The organism is Legionella hackeliae, from assembly GCF_000953655.1.
GTDB classification, from domain to species: Bacteria; Pseudomonadota; Gammaproteobacteria; order Legionellales; family Legionellaceae; genus Tatlockia; species Tatlockia hackeliae.
The window spans coordinates 1,271,404-1,286,357 of sequence record NZ_LN681225.1 but is presented as its reverse complement, the minus strand read 5'-3'; the positions used below and the strand labels follow the sequence as shown (position 1 = coordinate 1,286,357).

Sequence of the window (14,954 nt, the reverse complement as noted above, 5' to 3'; positions counted from 1 at the left end):
ATTTTTATGCTAAAACTTATCAAATTAATGACCAGTCTAGGATACGAAAATATTACGGAAAAAGGCATCTGCGCAGGTATAACTTCTATGTGGATTCAGGCTTGGTTAAGTGGAAAGGAAGAGGAAGCAAAATTTATTGCTCGTTTGAAAAAATTATTAGATGAAAAAATTTTTAACACTGTGTTAATCAATAACATTAACGAGGTTCAAGATAAATTAAAATCAGGGATTTCGCCTGAAAAGCTGACTAACGAAGAATATGAAACTTTGGAAATTATTGCCTTCCTGGACGGTATCCAACTTTATCAAAGACCTTCAAAGTACAAAAGCTTTCTGTTCGACAAAAATTTAAGTCAAATTGATATAGTGTCTATATCTAAAGTGATAGCCTCAAATCGACTTGAGAAACTGGGAAATATTCAAAAAATCTTTAGTGAACCAGTTGTTTGTAATGAAACTGAATTACTCACTTATATTAACAATCTTCGTCATATTATTGCCAATGAGCACGATAGGGTTGCTCTTTCAATAAGCAGCGGACAACATCGTTTCGGTTTAAGATATGATACTGAATCCGAACAATGGATTATGGTTGACCAATCCATTGTCGGGCAAAATATTGAGGCTTTAACATTTTCTTCCAGTGAATTAATACCCTTCATAAAAGGTGTTTTTGCCACTCATGAAAATATCATTTTTAATGTCGATATTTTTTCAGCAACCAATAATCTCCCCTCGTCTTTACTTATCGAACAACTGGAGCAATTTAGAAATCAACATTTCAATGAATTTGATGAAGAAAAGGCAACCAGAGAAACCTCCTATACAAAAATGACAATCGCTCATATCGCAGCACTCTATGGTCATTGTGACTACCTACAAAAATACCTTGATTTTAAATTACCTCTTACCCAGTGCACGAATGAAAAACTTACCCCTGCCCATTTTGCGGCAAAAGGAAATCAACTAGAGGCTATGGACATTCTCTTACAATCGCCTATCGATATAAACGCCATAGCTAAGGACCAATCAACCCCTGCTTCAATAGCTACCGAAGATGGATTTTTTGAAATGTTGCGCAAACTCATTGACAATGGGGCTACTAATTTCCATGCGCCTGAAGATAAGTCAATCCTTGATCTTGCACTCGAAAATGACAGGAAAGAAATGCTTCTCATCATACTTGCAGCAATGCCTCCACAAGATTTAACTAAAACTCAAATAAAAAAAATACACAAACACAGACAAGAGTTGCTTGTGCACTGTGTGACATTTGCAGCGACATTAACAGCGGATGCCCAAGCTCGCTATTTAGAGGATATTCGAGATAGTAATAATGCTTTAGGATTTATTTTTAACCACCATCAACCCACGAAAAATCCAATTAAATTTTTTCAAAAATTCTCGAAAACAAAGGAGATGGTGGAATTAGCTAAAAATTTTGAATCAATGTTGTTAAAACCGAGGTTACCTCTCTAAACCGCTTGAAGCAGTCATATTATCAAGCTCCTCAACATCCAGGCTTAACTGGTGAGTAGCAATATGATCAGCCAGGCTACTCATACAACCGCTATCTGAATACTGACGTCTACCATTTGCAACAACGCCCATACTCTCATGAAAAAGTACGAATGATTGAGGTCGTTCCTCAATCCTTTTAATTATCTCATCAATCAGATTGGTTAATTCATTATATTCATCTTTTATATTATTTAATCCCTGGATGACGCTTTGCTCCAGTAACCCAGGATTTTTTGAGTATTGAACACGTTGGAAAATAGAGCGCCCGGCATGCTCGAAATTTCTGGTCCCTGTCTTGCCATGTTGAAAGCGCTTGGCTTGAACTGTATTTAGAACATCTACAATAGGATTTAAAAACTCTTGTCGATAAGCATGAAACTCTTGCTGGCCATGATTTTTAATCAACAAATCCAACTTGTCATTACACGTTTTTACCGCCTCTTCTATCGCCGTTGTTAATTTCACATCTGTCACATTTTTTCGCAAAAAATCACTCTTGTACCACAATTCATACCATTTTTCTTGACGCTGACCGCTTGAATTAAGGTATTGAAAACCTGCTTTAAACACTTTAACAACGTCTTCCACTGAAGGCATAACAACTCCTCTTTGATAATAAAAAATGACGCTATCTTACCCGAAATAAAATCTTTATGCCGCGATTATTTGCTGTAAAATTACTCTTTATGTATAAACTATTAATCTCTTTGTAATCTAAGCTTTCAAGTTTGATGGGGATCAAAGGCATCTCTTACTGCATCAGCAAAGAGATTACTGGCTAAAACTAAAATAAACATTAAGATAAATGCCGACATCATCGGCCACCATACGATAGGCTCTCGTGCTAACTCCAAACGTGCGCCATTAATCATATTGCCCCAGCTTATGGTCATTGGCGAAACGCCCACCCCCACGTAGGAAAGCACCGCTTCCGCCAAAACAAGAAAACTAAAATCCAATACCAGAGTAATAAGTACAATGTGCATTACATTGGGTAATAAATGCTTTCGAATGATAGTAAAGGAATTACTACCCAAAGCACGTGCGGCAGTTACGTAATCAATTTCTCTTAATTTAAGGGTTTCAGCTCGCAATAGCCGGCATAAACTCGTCCAACTGGTTACACCAAGAATTAGACACAAGGCAAATAAACGCGCGTCAGCGCTTTTAGCCAAGGTCGCGAACTCTTGCGGGTGGTTCGCAATGTAGGTTTGCATGGATAGAACAGAGGCAGTAATTAATAGTACTCCCGGTATAGAACTCAGGGTGGTATAAACATATTGGATAACATCATCTATTAAACCACCAAAATAACCTGCGGCAATCCCAAATAATAAAGCTAAAGGTAACATAAAAAGCGTCGTTAATATTCCAATGACCAGCCCTGTCCGAATGCTCTTTACGGTATAATAAAAGATGTCTTGCCCAATTTTACCTGTTCCTAATAAATGAAAATCACGAGATATCCAATAACTGGCAAACATGATAAACAAACAAACAAAGCTGGTTAATAAAACACTAAAACCCGATTTGCTGGGCAAAACAGTGATTTTTTTAGTCGAAAACCAGGGTATTACTATCATGAGCAGCCACAGTAGCCCCCCGAGATAAGTAGACATGAGAAACGCTTTAACCAATGTTTGCAAAATTGTATGATGCTTATCTTGAGAAGTTTTAATACGCTGAGACACATAGTTCAAACGCGGATATATCTGCTCTACCTTATTATTAACCAGCACCGTTTCTATGCTATAAAGATTTAAGGCTAATGGTGCTGAATAAGTTTTTTCATACACATTCCCTAAAGGGGCTAATATTCTATCTAGCAACGAATCATTTTGCTCTAAAGAAGCATTGGCATTCTCCGAACTTACTGCGTTTAAGTGAATTGAATCTAAGACACCTAATGTTAAAAAGAATAACAGAACCACGCCCGCACTCATTGCCAAGGGCTTTTTACCAATACGTTTAAATGCAACTCGGATATGCTTTTTGCGCAGACTGAAAAGAGTTATTAATGCGCTGATTAGCAATACACTAAGGAAACACTTATCAGTCCATAATAATTCCATCTAACTAAACCTCACACGTGGATCAACTAAAGTGTAAGAAATATCGGTCAAAATTAAACCGACGATATAAAGGATTGAGCCCAGAAAAACCATGGCTCGAACAATTGCAAAATCTTGTTGTTGAATGGCATCAATAATGTAGCTTCCAAGTCCAGGAACACCAAAAAATGATTCTAAAACTAAACTTCCCATAAACAATGAGGGAATTAAAACGACAATACCTGTAAGAATCGGTAGCATTGCATTTTTAAGGACATGACGAAAGAGTACGGTGACCTCAGATAAACCCTTCGCTCTCGCAGTTTTGACATAATCTCGATTCATTTCCTCTAAAAATAAACTACGATACCAACGAGAACCAGCCCCAATTCCTGCAATCACTGCAACAAGGACAGGCAATATTATAAATTTAATACTATCTAAACCACCGTCATAACCAGAAATAGGGACAAGACGCAACAGTTTACCAAAGAGGTATTGTCCTCCAATGATATAAAATAGACTGGAAATGGACATTAAAATAATACATACCACTACCCCACTGATATCAAGATAAGTCGTACGGAAAAAGGCCATCAGCATTGCAAAAATAATATCGGCCATCATACCAAGAATAAGAATAGGAAAAGCGATTGCAAGGCTTGGCCACATTCTGTGAGAAATGTCATAGCTAATATCTCTCCCAGCATCGGAGACTCCAAAATCAAAGGCAAACAATTTGAGTGATTTCTGAAAAAAAAGCGTCTGCGTTATTGTAGTTACCCCAGATTTTTCAGCATTAAAAAATAACGGCAGATCATAGCCGTGTTGCACTTTCCATTGTTGCACCGCTTCAGGCTTAACATGTTTTTCCCCGAGCTGCATACGCGCCATATCATCGGGTGAATTCACCATAAAAAACAAAGCAAACGTGATGATATTAATGCCTAATAATATAGGAATTGCATACAGCAGGCGCCGTAATAAATATTGAATCATGATTTTACTCTCGGAGCACTTCGCCGTTCTTTTTGATAATAGGCAAGCAGTAAGGGCAATAATACTAGCATACCTATTAAAAACAGGAGACCAAGTGGCCAAAACACCGGTTTATTCCACAACTGGCGTAACTTGTTACGTAACTCAACATCAATTCCTAAATATTTTAAACCACCCACACTTATCGTATTTGGCTTGGTAGGTGAAACCCATTGCTGACTTAGTGTTAAGGTTTTAGTATTCATTCCCCATGCCCAAGGTGCATCATGCCTCACGATTTCAACCATACTGTCAATTATTTTTTGCCGTTCTAAATCATTACTGCGGTTTTTCATCAACTCAAATAAACGATCAAAACGTGGATTTGCATAATTGGCTGCATTTTCGCCATTATGCTTCACTTTACCATTTGCTCCATAAAGCATGAAAAGAAAATTTTCAGGATCGGGATAATCAGCATTCCAGCCCCAGCTGAAAATTTGGGCGTTTCCAGTGCGCATCTTATCTTGAAACCTATTGTATTGAGTGGCCCGAATATTTAAATCAATACCAATACTGGCAAATTGCTTACGCATCCAATCAAGCATGGATTTATCGTCAGGTCCCCCGGTAATGGGTACATCATAATTTAAAATAAGCGCTTGTTTTGTGCTTGGATCAATACCGTTAGGATATCCGGCCTGTCGCATAAGTCGTCTGGCATCCTCTATGGGCCGACGTTTTGGTGCATTATTATACCAACGATATACATAAGGATTGATTCCATCTTTACCTTCTTTGAAACCAAAAATTCCAGGTGGAATAGGACCTTGTGCTGCTTTGCCGCGGCCATTAAAAAAAATAGCGATACTCTCATCAAAATTAACAGCAATAGAGATAGCTAAACGTAATTTGCGCGCCCTTTCGCTCCTACCTCCTACCACAGGATCTAACATATTAAAACCTAGATAAAAAATACTAGGATCAATAGTTTGGACCAAACGTATTTTTTTCTTTTGCATACTTGGGGTTAATGTGGGAATACCTGCATCGTTAATCTGAATCGCCTGATCAAAACTGTCAGTACTAATACCAGACTGATCATAGTAACCTTGCAAAAATTTATTCCATCGAGGAATTGATTCTTTCTCAAGGGTAAAAACAGCCTGATTAATTAAAGGAAGCCTCTGACCAGCATGTTGCGTATACCCTGCTTTTTCGTCCTCGATTGAACCATTTTCGGGGAAAAAATCCTCACGGAAATTGGGATTTTTATTGAGAACCATACGACGATTTGGATTGTTCTCAGTTAACATAAAAGGCCCTGTTCCCACTGGATACCAATCAAAACTTAAGTTTTTATCGTCCATACCAGGTTGAGAGTAAAATTCATCAACTTCCCATGGTACGGGAGCAAAAAAAGGCATCGCTAACCAAAACATAAATTGTGGATATTGATTCTTTATCGTAATTTCAAAGGTATAATTATCAATCTTACGAAGGCCGGTCATGGGGTATTTATTTAAATCAATAAATCCATGCTGTCGAGGTAAGCTTTTCCCAAAATCAAGAAATCCTTCAATATGCTCACTCATCAAGCCAAAGATAGGTGAATTTACCGCAGGACTTGCCAATCGTTTAATTTGATACATATAGTCATCTACCGTTAACTCACGCGTTCCCGTATGTTTAAAATCAGATAGCTTACTAATATCATTGTCATCCAAATAATCTTCATCTAAATTGAGATACAAATAGCGACCTTCCTTATTTTTAGCAAATGCAGGATGCGGTTGAAAATAAAGCCCAGGTTTAATGTGGATGGTATACACAGAAAAGGCTGGGTCTCCAACCTTTGGATTAAGAAGGGGTCGGCGGTTTTTATCGAGGTAACGCAGCTCCGGCATGCGTGTTGCAATTAAAGGGACTAGAATATACGGTCTTGTAAAATAATCATACTGCAATAATGGCTCATAAATTTGTGCAATGAACTGATACTCATTACTCGAATAGGACTTCGCTGGGTCAAGCGTTTTTGGTTGTTCTGCAAAGGATGAATAATAAATTTTTTCTGAGGCATCATCATCGGGATAAGGATTATTAAAAATCCAACTGCTCGCCCAAGAAATGCTCGTACTTAGCAGTAAAACAAATAGAATATTCAACCTGCCGAGTACGACCAAAGCAAATCCCTAAAAAAAATTAATTATTCAAATTATTATAATGTTAGCACGCTTCTATTTAGTCAAGTCAGCAGGACAAGAAACTCTTCTTCATTCAACACACGAACGCCAAATTCAAGCGCTTTATCCAGTTTAGATCCAGCCTCACTTCCTGCAATCACATAATCTGTTTTCTTCGACACACTCCCTGATACTTTAGCGCCAAGAGCAAGCAAACGAGCTTTAGCATCTTCACGTCCCATACTGGTTAAAGTTCCCGTAAGAACCAGGGTTTTACCAAAAAATGGATGTTGCTCATCAAGTTGCTTACGCTCTTCCTGAGGCCAATGCACACCATAGGCTATTAATTTATTAATGACGTCAACATTGTGGGCCTGGGCAAAGAAATGCACCACATGATAGGCACACACAGGGCCAATATCTTTTAATTCCATGAGCTGCTCTACAGAAGCAGTTTTTAACGAAACAATATCAGGAAATTCTGCTGCCAAAACTCGAGCACTAACCTCACCTACTTCCCGAATACCCAGCGCATACAGAAAACGCGAGAAAGTTGTTTCCTTACTTTTTTCAATGGATGAGAGTAAATTTTCAGTCGATTTTTTACCCATACGTGGCAAATTAGCTAAAGTTTCAAAATCCAAATTGTATAGATCTGAGATATCCTTTACTAACTTTTCTTCAACAAGTAATTCAATGATACCAGCACCCAAACCATCAATTGCCATCGCCCTTCTTGAAGCAAAATGCCAAAGCATGCGTTTTAGTTGTGCACTACAAAATAGCCCACCTGTACAACGCGCAACAGCCTCGCCTTCTTCACGGATAACATCAGCACCACAGACAGGACAATCTGTAGGCAAATGAATAGCATGCGTTTCTGCAGGACGCTTTTCCATGACTACAGAAACTACCTCAGGAATCACATCCCCAGCCCGACGCACCACCACTGTATCACCGAGACGAATATCTTTGCGCTCAATTTCATCCATATTATGCAAGGTCGCATTACTCACGGTAACCCCTGCCACACTAACTGGTTTTAAGCGGGCAACAGGTGTTAACGCACCTGTACGACCTACCTGAAAATCCACGGCAAGTAATTCTGTGATTTCTTCACTGGCGGGAAATTTGTGGGCACAAGCAAAACGTGGTGCTCGTGCGACATAACCTAGTTCACGTTGCAATTCGATACTATCAATTTTATAAACCACGCCATCGATTTCATAGGGCAAATCCATGCGACGCTTTAATATAGCATTGTAATAGTCAAGACAACCTTGCAAACCCGTGGCTTTTTGAACCTCATTCGACACCCTAAATCCCCATTGCTTAAGCAACTGCAGCTGGGCTAACTGGCTATTTGGTAATTCAAAATCCTCACAAGCACCAATACCATAATAATAAATTGCCAACGGACGAGATGCTGTAATTGCTGGATTTAATTGGCGTAAGCTTCCAGCAGCAGCATTTCGAGGGTTCGCGAATGTTTTTTCGCCACTGAGTCGAGCTTTCTCATTGTAGGCTTCAAAGCCCGCTTTGGGCATATAAACTTCTCCGCGAATTTCAATCAGTTGTGGTGGTTTATCAGAGAGAATTTTTAGCGGTACAGCAGCAATTGTTTTGATATTGTTAGTTATGTTTTCGCCCACTGCACCATCACCTCGGGTGGCTGCATACGCTAAAAGGCCCTCTTTGTAGGTTAAATTAACTGCCAAGCCGTCAAGTTTTGGTTCGCAGGTAAACGTCAGGCTATCCTCAAGTCGCTCCAACTTGTCTGCAACGCGCTTCATAAATGCTTGCAACTCTTCAGTAGTAAACACGTTTGCCAGGGACAACATCGGTTTTACATGCACCACTTCGTCGAAGGCACCTGAAGGACTAACGCCTACGCGTTGAGTGGGTGAGTCTGATGTAATATATTGAGGATACTCATTTTCTAGAGCCTGCAATCTTTTAAAGCAACGATCGTACTCAATATCAGGTACCAAGGGGGTATCGAGTACATAGTAATGATAATCATATAGACGAATCTGCTCACGCAGTTCATTAAGTTGTTTTAAAACACTATCTTGACTCATTAATCGAGTCCTCTGAAGAAAAGAAGAAGTTTAGCATTTTCCTATTAATTTCAAATCCTAAATTTACTCGTCTTGCCGGTAAAAATTTTTTTTAAACGCATACTTCTCTTTCCCCTCTTGCTGTGTGAAGTGAGGGTATGTTATAGATATCGCTTGGGTTTTAGACAAGGACATAACAAATGGACTTACAACGTTTTCTTGCCTGCCTTTTTTTATTTATATGCGCTTCATTTAACTACTCCTCTTCTTTTGCAGAAAATATAGGTATTGCTTTTGTACATGGTACAAATGACCACCGGACAGATGCTGATGGAGGGTATTGGAAGCGGGACTTTATTGATGCAGTGGCTGATGGTTTACCTAACCCTGAAAATAATATTGTGCTGGCTTGTGATTTTAGCCATTACATGTGGCATGAGGCTGCTGCAGGCTGCGTTGCCGATCAGCTACTGGATTTTATTAAAAACAAACAAATTACTAAGTTAATTGTTTATACTCACTCAAACGGCGCTAATGTCATCCGCTGGATTTTATCAAACCCCAGCTATGATGCACGTTATGCCAGCGTAACAAAAACAATCAGCCAAATTATCGCACTTGCCCCATCAAGCGGTGGCACACCATTAGCTGATGCTGTTATCGATGGTCACAGTTTTGAATCAAAAGTAGGTTGGTTGTTGGGTTATCAGAATGATTCCGTCAAGCAACAGCGTATTGGCGATATGGCGCTTTATAATGCTGACATATTATTCGGTACCATGGGCCGCCCCTCTCTACCCGTACCTTTTCGAGTCGTTATTGGCACCAATGTAACCGCATCCCCTATCTCAAAAGCTAGCTATTGCAATGGTTATTTACTCAATACAGGCTTGAAGCTTACGCAATTTTATCTAGATGACTGCTCAGATGGCTTTTTAAATTGTCGCTCTCAAACCATTGCAGGAAAGATCTGGTTCTATGATTGGCAAAAAACAATAAACCAAACTCCGTTAAGTCATAATCAGAGTAGGCACTCTTGTTTTGGTTTTGAGAAAATCATTCGCAGAGACTTAATTGCACAAGGAGCGTTGCAATGAAATCACGTCATATAATTTTTTTAGTAACTACTGCCTGGTTTACACAATCATTGGCAGTTACCCTACCTACACAGCAAATTATTTCCTATGAATGTGCGCAGTGCGAAAATCTATCTCACGATGATCTTAACTCCAGCTGGGCAACCGACGACGAGCCGTTGAACGATGATGTGATGCACCAGCAAACAAGTCGCCAATATCAAATTAAAGCAACAGCGCAACAATTAAATGCAGGTATTGCCATTCACACCCAGGCACCGGGTGCAATCATCCATATCACGAAAGCACAATCTGACTCGAAAACTAATCCGGACTTCTTTATTAAAACCAGGCAAGCCAAATTGAGTATGTTAGAAGCCTCGAGTTTATTTGCACAAAAAGATGCGCTTAAAGATACTGCATTTGCTGGCCAACTGGTAGCATTGCAATTAAAACCGGAATTAGGCTCTGGGAAATTCATTCTGGGAAGCAATACGCATCTAACTGGGGATGACGGTCAATTTATTATTCATGTTTACGACAAGTATGCTCCGACTTATTTAAGTGTAGAAACAGACAAAGGTCGTTACCACTATGGTGATAAATTAAAAGTTACCATTCGCTTAAGCGATGATGAATTGAATTATCCAATTGATGAGATTAATGCGTCGTTAATTAACCCCAACGGTGAAATTACCAACTTAACCCTGGAACAAGTTTCAGACAACCTTTATCAGACACAGATTGATCTGCAATCTGATAAGAATTCTCAAGGCGAAAATTGGTATATTGCTGTTGAAACAACCTCTCTCGTAGAGGAAGAAACTATTATTCGTCAAGCTCATACGGCGTTTTCTTATGTGATTCCTTCAGCAGCTATTAGCAAAATAAAGCCAATAGACAACAAACCTCTGGCTTTTTCTGCGAAAATTAATGTTGCGACAGGTAGTCGTTATGCCCTAGAAGCTGTTCTTTTCGGTAGTGATTCTGAGGGTAAACTTCATCCAATTAATGCAGTACAATCTGCATCATGGTTAGCCCCCGGTAAGCATGTCATTAATTTTTCATTTGATTCTCAACAAAAAACTAATTATAAAGCACCTTATTATCTTGGCTATCTTCATTTGATTGACTTTGGTCAGTTGAAACCTGTTTATGAATACAATACGCCAATTGAATTAACAACCTTGGGATAGTATGGCTTTTCTTGCTTCTTTTTCTCTCATTGAGGGCATCGCTTCTGCGCTTGCCCTTCAACTTTTTTTGGTCCTTTGGTTAATCTGGCGTCAAGCAAAGCAACGGGCATTTTCCGAAATGCAGACTGAAAAAGTACAGCAGTTATTTACTAACCAACTTCATCAAATACACCTTGATCTACAACAAGCCTATCAGGCAAGTCAGCATCTCGTTCATGAGAAAATTATTCAAGGACAATTGGCAAGTCAACAGCTAATTGGTGAAACAGTTCAACGTCAAATGACTGATGTGCGTGAGCAAATGAATCATAGCTTCAAACAACACGCGACGTCCTTAACCTCTCATTTACAATCACTGACTGAAGAAATTCGTAACCATCTACATAGTCTAACTCAGCAGGTTAATCACAAATTAACGGAAGGCTTTGAAAAAACATCATCAACGTTCACGGACGTGGTTAGACGCTTGACTATTATTGATGAAGCCCAAAAAAAAATTACCGAATTATCGACTCATGTCGTGAGTTTACAGGATGTTTTAGTCGATAAACGAGCTCGTGGTGCCTTTGGGGAAGTGCAATTAGCTACTTTGATTGCCAATGTTTTACCAAACACACATTACCGAATGCAATACACTCTAAGCAATCAAAAAAGAGCCGATTGTATTTTATTTTTACCTGACCCGACTGGCAATGTAGTAATTGATGCGAAATTTCCATTGGAAACCTATCAAAAATTGATGAATACTGACAATGCCTCAATCGAAAGAAAATCATTACAACAACAATTTCGTCAAGATTTACAAAAACACATTAAAGATATTGCCGAAAAATATATTATTCCCAATGAAACGGCTGATGGCGCAGTGATGTTTATTCCAGCAGAGGCTATTTTTGCAGAGATTCATGCCAACTACCCAGAAATTGTTAGTCTTTCTCAGCGCTTGAAGGTATGGTTGGTTTCACCAAGCACCTTAATGGCCGTGTTAACCACTGCTAAAGCCGTATTAAAAGACGATGAAACTCGCAAGCATGTTCACATTATTCAAAAACATTTGCATGCCCTTGCCGATGATTTCCAACGGTTTGAAAAACGCATGGACAAATTATCCAAACATATTGATCTAGCTCATCAAGATGTCTCTGAGGTCAACACGTCTGCTAAAAAGATTACACAGCGCTTCCAGAAGATTGAATCGGTCGATTTGGATCTGCAAGAATTAGCCTCTGCCGTTCCTTCACTGGAAGAAAGTTAACATTATCTGAGCCGCTATATTTCTAGGGGAATGTCATTTCATAATAAGCAGGTTCAGCTGCAACATAATGGCCTGACTCTGCTTTTAAATCGATATTCAAAGACTGACACTCTTTTTCTGAGTTACAAAAAGTCACTCGTAATCCACATAAATTAGGTTTTAATTCGCTCGCAGGCAAAACAGCACAGAGACCATTTTTAGTTTTTACAACATCGGGGTCTTTAACCGATAAAAATGGGATGTACTTCTCACAATCGTTACTGATTTCAACGGTAGACGAATAAAGTCCAGAGTTGTCCGTGTTAATTTTAATAACAGCAATTAAACCACTCCCTTTTTCGTAAAGCTTTTCAAGTGCCAGTTCACACAAATCCTGGGCATTCAGACTCGCTGAAATAATTCCTAAGAAGCAAAAGCTCAAGTACCGGCTAACTCCTGGCAACCTTATTCCCTCCTTTACTTCTTCAAAACAATAACTTTATCATTAGGTAAGCTAAATGTTCTACAATAACCATCAAGAACCTAATAATTAGGAATATAGACATGAAACAATTATCTCAACGCCCCCAAAGACTATATCGTTCACGTCGCGATAAAATGATTGCCGGTGTATGCGGCGGTTTAGCGGCCTATTTTAGTATGGATCCTACCGTAATGAGATTAATTTTTATTATTCTTCTTTTATTGGGTGGCTCTGCAATTTTAGTTTATCTCATTATGTGGCTTGTAGTTCCTCTAGAGCCTGCCAAGGAGTAAGACATAGAAAGATTTCGGTTGGTTGGATCTTCTCTGGATGCCTCGGCCAAGCCGAGGCAGGTAGGCGAGAGTGCTCATCGCATCTCGCTTCTACATCACAGTGTTTGGCTCATACATTATGCTCTGGCTCATACATTATGCTGTGGCTCATCATCACAGCTCGGGCTAAATCTACGTGCCTCGGCTTGTCCGGGGCATCCAGTCAACCCAGCGAACTTACCGCAGCAAATGAGCGAAGGCTTCTTTTTGTTGTTAGCTATGTTATTCTAATCAAAATAAAATCGTTGGAATAAGTTATGCGGTTATTGTGTAGTTTACTCATTACTATAGCATGTTTGCTTACATCTTTTTCGATGTTTGCAAAAGTAAAAGTTATATGCCCTAGTAACTCAAATACTTTTATACCCGAATGCGACAAAAAGAGCTGTTGCGGCAGCATGGGGGGTATTAGTTATTGCGACACATCCGCTGGCCGTTATGTTTGTAGTAATGGTTACTATTCATCATGCTACTGTACTCGACATGCAGTAATGGATTTACAAAAACTTCAAGGCTGCTGCCTGTGGCAAGGAGGCGTTTTGACCGTCGATGATGCAACTGGTGTAGTGGTTTGTAACAATGGTGGAGTCTCAGAAGTCTGTAGTCTGCAATCACCATCGCAACAAGTTTCTATCTGGTAAAGAATTATATTAATACCAGTAGCCCTAGTAGTGGTCTGGACAACTAGCGTACCAGGCCGCATAATTGTACTTTTTATATCCAGAGTCATGATACCTCTTATAGAAATAAAACAACTTTATAAGTCCTATAATTCGGCAACCATACTTGATAACATTACGTTATCGGTTTTTAATGGTGAGTTTTTAACCTTGTTAGGCCCTTCTGGCTGTGGCAAGACTACTCTTTTGCGATTAATCTCTGGATTTGAACAGCCCTCTGCAGGCTACATCTATATCAATGGACAATGCGTAAACTCATTACCTCCTCAAAAAAGAGATGTACACACAGTGTTTCAGAGTTATGCACTCTTCCCGCATCTATCTGTTTATGAAAACGTTGCTTTCGCTTTACGGTGTAAAGGTATTAATGAGCAAGAAATTACGGAGCGAGTCCAAGAATCATTGCGTCTTGTACAACTTGAGTCATTTGCGGCTCGAAATATTAAGCAATTAAGTGGTGGGCAACAGCAACGCGTGGCTATTGCTCGAGCAATTATTAATCGTCCGCAAGTATTATTACTGGATGAACCTTTAAGCTCTTTAGATTATCGTTTACGCAAAGATATGCAATCTGAGCTAAAGCAACTCCAAAAAACACTCAACATGACGTTTATCTTTGTTACACACGATCAAGAAGAAGCTCTATCTATGTCTGACAGAATAGTAATTTTTAATCATGGTCATATTGAGCAGATAGGCACCCCGCGAGAAGTCTATGAGACGCCCAAAAATCTCCAGGTGGCTCAGTTTATTGGTGAAGCCAATATTTTTGATATTGAGGTTCTTGAAGCGACTGAACAGACCTTGTTGACAGAGATTGAATGTACTCCCTTGCATTGTAAGAACACCAATAACTATCAACCCGGGGACAAACTGCATTTGATTGTCCGACCTGAGGATATTCGGGTTTGGAGTTTGTCTGAGGTAGTAGATACGAATGACATGATACCCGGTAAAATCATCGATATTATTTATAAAGGCTCTACCGTTGATTTAAAAGTCGAATTAGCTTCAGGTAAGGTTATCAATGCCTCTGAATTTTTCGATGAAGATGACGATAAGTTAGAATACGCCCCTAATGAAACGGTCTGGGTACATTGGCTTACCGGATGGGAAGTTTTGCTCCCTCGATCCCAATATTAACTCCTTGTGCCCATTC

The 14,954-nt window shown here is 39.3% G+C and carries 13 protein-coding genes; 7 read left to right on the top strand and 6 right to left on the bottom strand.

From position 1 onward, the window contains the following. The first annotated feature begins 87 nt into the window (after positions 1–87). The gene (locus LHA_RS05865; protein ID WP_156413577.1) at positions 88–1,479 is read left to right on the top strand and encodes an ankyrin repeat domain-containing protein; all 1,392 of its coding nucleotides are present in this window, start codon (positions 88–90) and stop codon (positions 1,477–1,479) included. Here the strand turns inward: LHA_RS05865 and LHA_RS05860 are convergent. From LHA_RS05860 to ligA, 5 genes are all read right to left on the bottom strand, one after another. Beyond that, the gene (locus LHA_RS05860) at positions 1,468–2,118 is read right to left on the bottom strand and encodes a hypothetical protein (protein WP_045105718.1); all 651 of its coding nucleotides are present in this window, start codon (positions 2,116–2,118) and stop codon (positions 1,468–1,470) included. The genes LHA_RS05865 and LHA_RS05860 overlap by 12 nt on opposite strands. A gap of 125 nt (positions 2,119–2,243) precedes the next feature. After that, on the bottom strand, positions 2,244–3,593 hold the full coding sequence (locus LHA_RS05855; protein WP_045105717.1) for an ABC transporter permease: 1,350 nt from the start codon (positions 3,591–3,593) through the stop codon (positions 2,244–2,246). Then, positions 3,594–4,571 carry an ABC transporter permease gene (locus LHA_RS05850; protein WP_045105716.1) on the bottom strand — a complete coding sequence of 326 codons (978 nt, stop codon included), beginning with the start codon at positions 4,569–4,571 and terminating at the stop codon, positions 3,594–3,596. Next, positions 4,568–6,457 (bottom strand): ABC transporter substrate-binding protein, encoded by a 1,890-nt coding sequence (locus LHA_RS05845; RefSeq protein ID WP_370447941.1) that lies wholly within the window; start codon positions 6,455–6,457, stop codon positions 4,568–4,570. Before LHA_RS05845 ends, LHA_RS05850 begins: the two co-directional genes overlap by 4 nt. Before the next feature lie 338 nt (positions 6,458–6,795). Next, positions 6,796–8,814, bottom strand: coding sequence for an NAD-dependent DNA ligase LigA (gene ligA / locus LHA_RS05840; RefSeq protein ID WP_045105714.1), 2,019 nt, complete (start codon positions 8,812–8,814; stop codon positions 6,796–6,798). A 179-nt stretch (positions 8,815–8,993) separates the two neighbouring features. Here ligA and LHA_RS05835 point away from each other — a divergent pair, with 179 nt between their 5' ends. Genes LHA_RS05835 through LHA_RS05825 form a run of 3 tightly spaced genes read left to right on the top strand, consistent with a single transcriptional unit; the run spans position 8,994 to position 12,320 of the window. Then, positions 8,994–9,890: a hypothetical protein gene (locus LHA_RS05835; protein WP_045105713.1), complete on the top strand. Its 897-nt coding sequence runs from the start codon at positions 8,994–8,996 to the stop codon at positions 9,888–9,890. Continuing rightward, positions 9,887–11,065 (top strand): DUF4785 domain-containing protein, encoded by a 1,179-nt coding sequence (locus LHA_RS05830; protein ID WP_045105712.1) that lies wholly within the window; start codon positions 9,887–9,889, stop codon positions 11,063–11,065. The genes LHA_RS05835 and LHA_RS05830 overlap by 4 nt, the downstream gene beginning before the upstream one ends. Before the next feature lies 1 nt (position 11,066). Continuing rightward, entirely contained in the window at positions 11,067–12,320 is a 1,254-nt protein-coding gene (locus LHA_RS05825) for a DNA recombination protein RmuC (RefSeq protein WP_045105711.1), read from the top strand. Between the two features lie 22 nt (positions 12,321–12,342). Here the strand turns inward: LHA_RS05825 and LHA_RS05820 are convergent, their stop codons facing one another. Continuing rightward, on the bottom strand, positions 12,343–12,741 hold the full coding sequence (locus LHA_RS05820) for a hypothetical protein (protein ID WP_045105710.1): 399 nt from the start codon (positions 12,739–12,741) through the stop codon (positions 12,343–12,345). A gap of 122 nt (positions 12,742–12,863) precedes the next feature. On the opposite strand from LHA_RS05820, the gene LHA_RS05815 reads away from it, so the two are divergent. The 3 genes from LHA_RS05815 (at position 12,864) to potA (ending at position 14,938) form a co-directional block, all read left to right on the top strand. Beyond that, positions 12,864–13,076, top strand: a complete 213-nt coding sequence (locus LHA_RS05815; protein WP_045105709.1) for a PspC domain-containing protein — start codon at positions 12,864–12,866, stop codon at positions 13,074–13,076. Positions 13,077–13,513: 437 nt separating this feature from the next. Then, on the top strand, positions 13,514–13,756 hold the full coding sequence (locus LHA_RS17275) for a neurogenic locus notch (RefSeq protein ID WP_174901052.1): 243 nt from the start codon (positions 13,514–13,516) through the stop codon (positions 13,754–13,756). An 87-nt stretch (positions 13,757–13,843) separates the two neighbouring features. Continuing rightward, positions 13,844–14,938, top strand: coding sequence for a spermidine/putrescine ABC transporter ATP-binding protein PotA (potA, locus tag LHA_RS05805; RefSeq protein WP_045105707.1), 1,095 nt, complete (start codon positions 13,844–13,846; stop codon positions 14,936–14,938). The last annotated feature ends 16 nt before the right edge of the window (positions 14,939–14,954 follow it).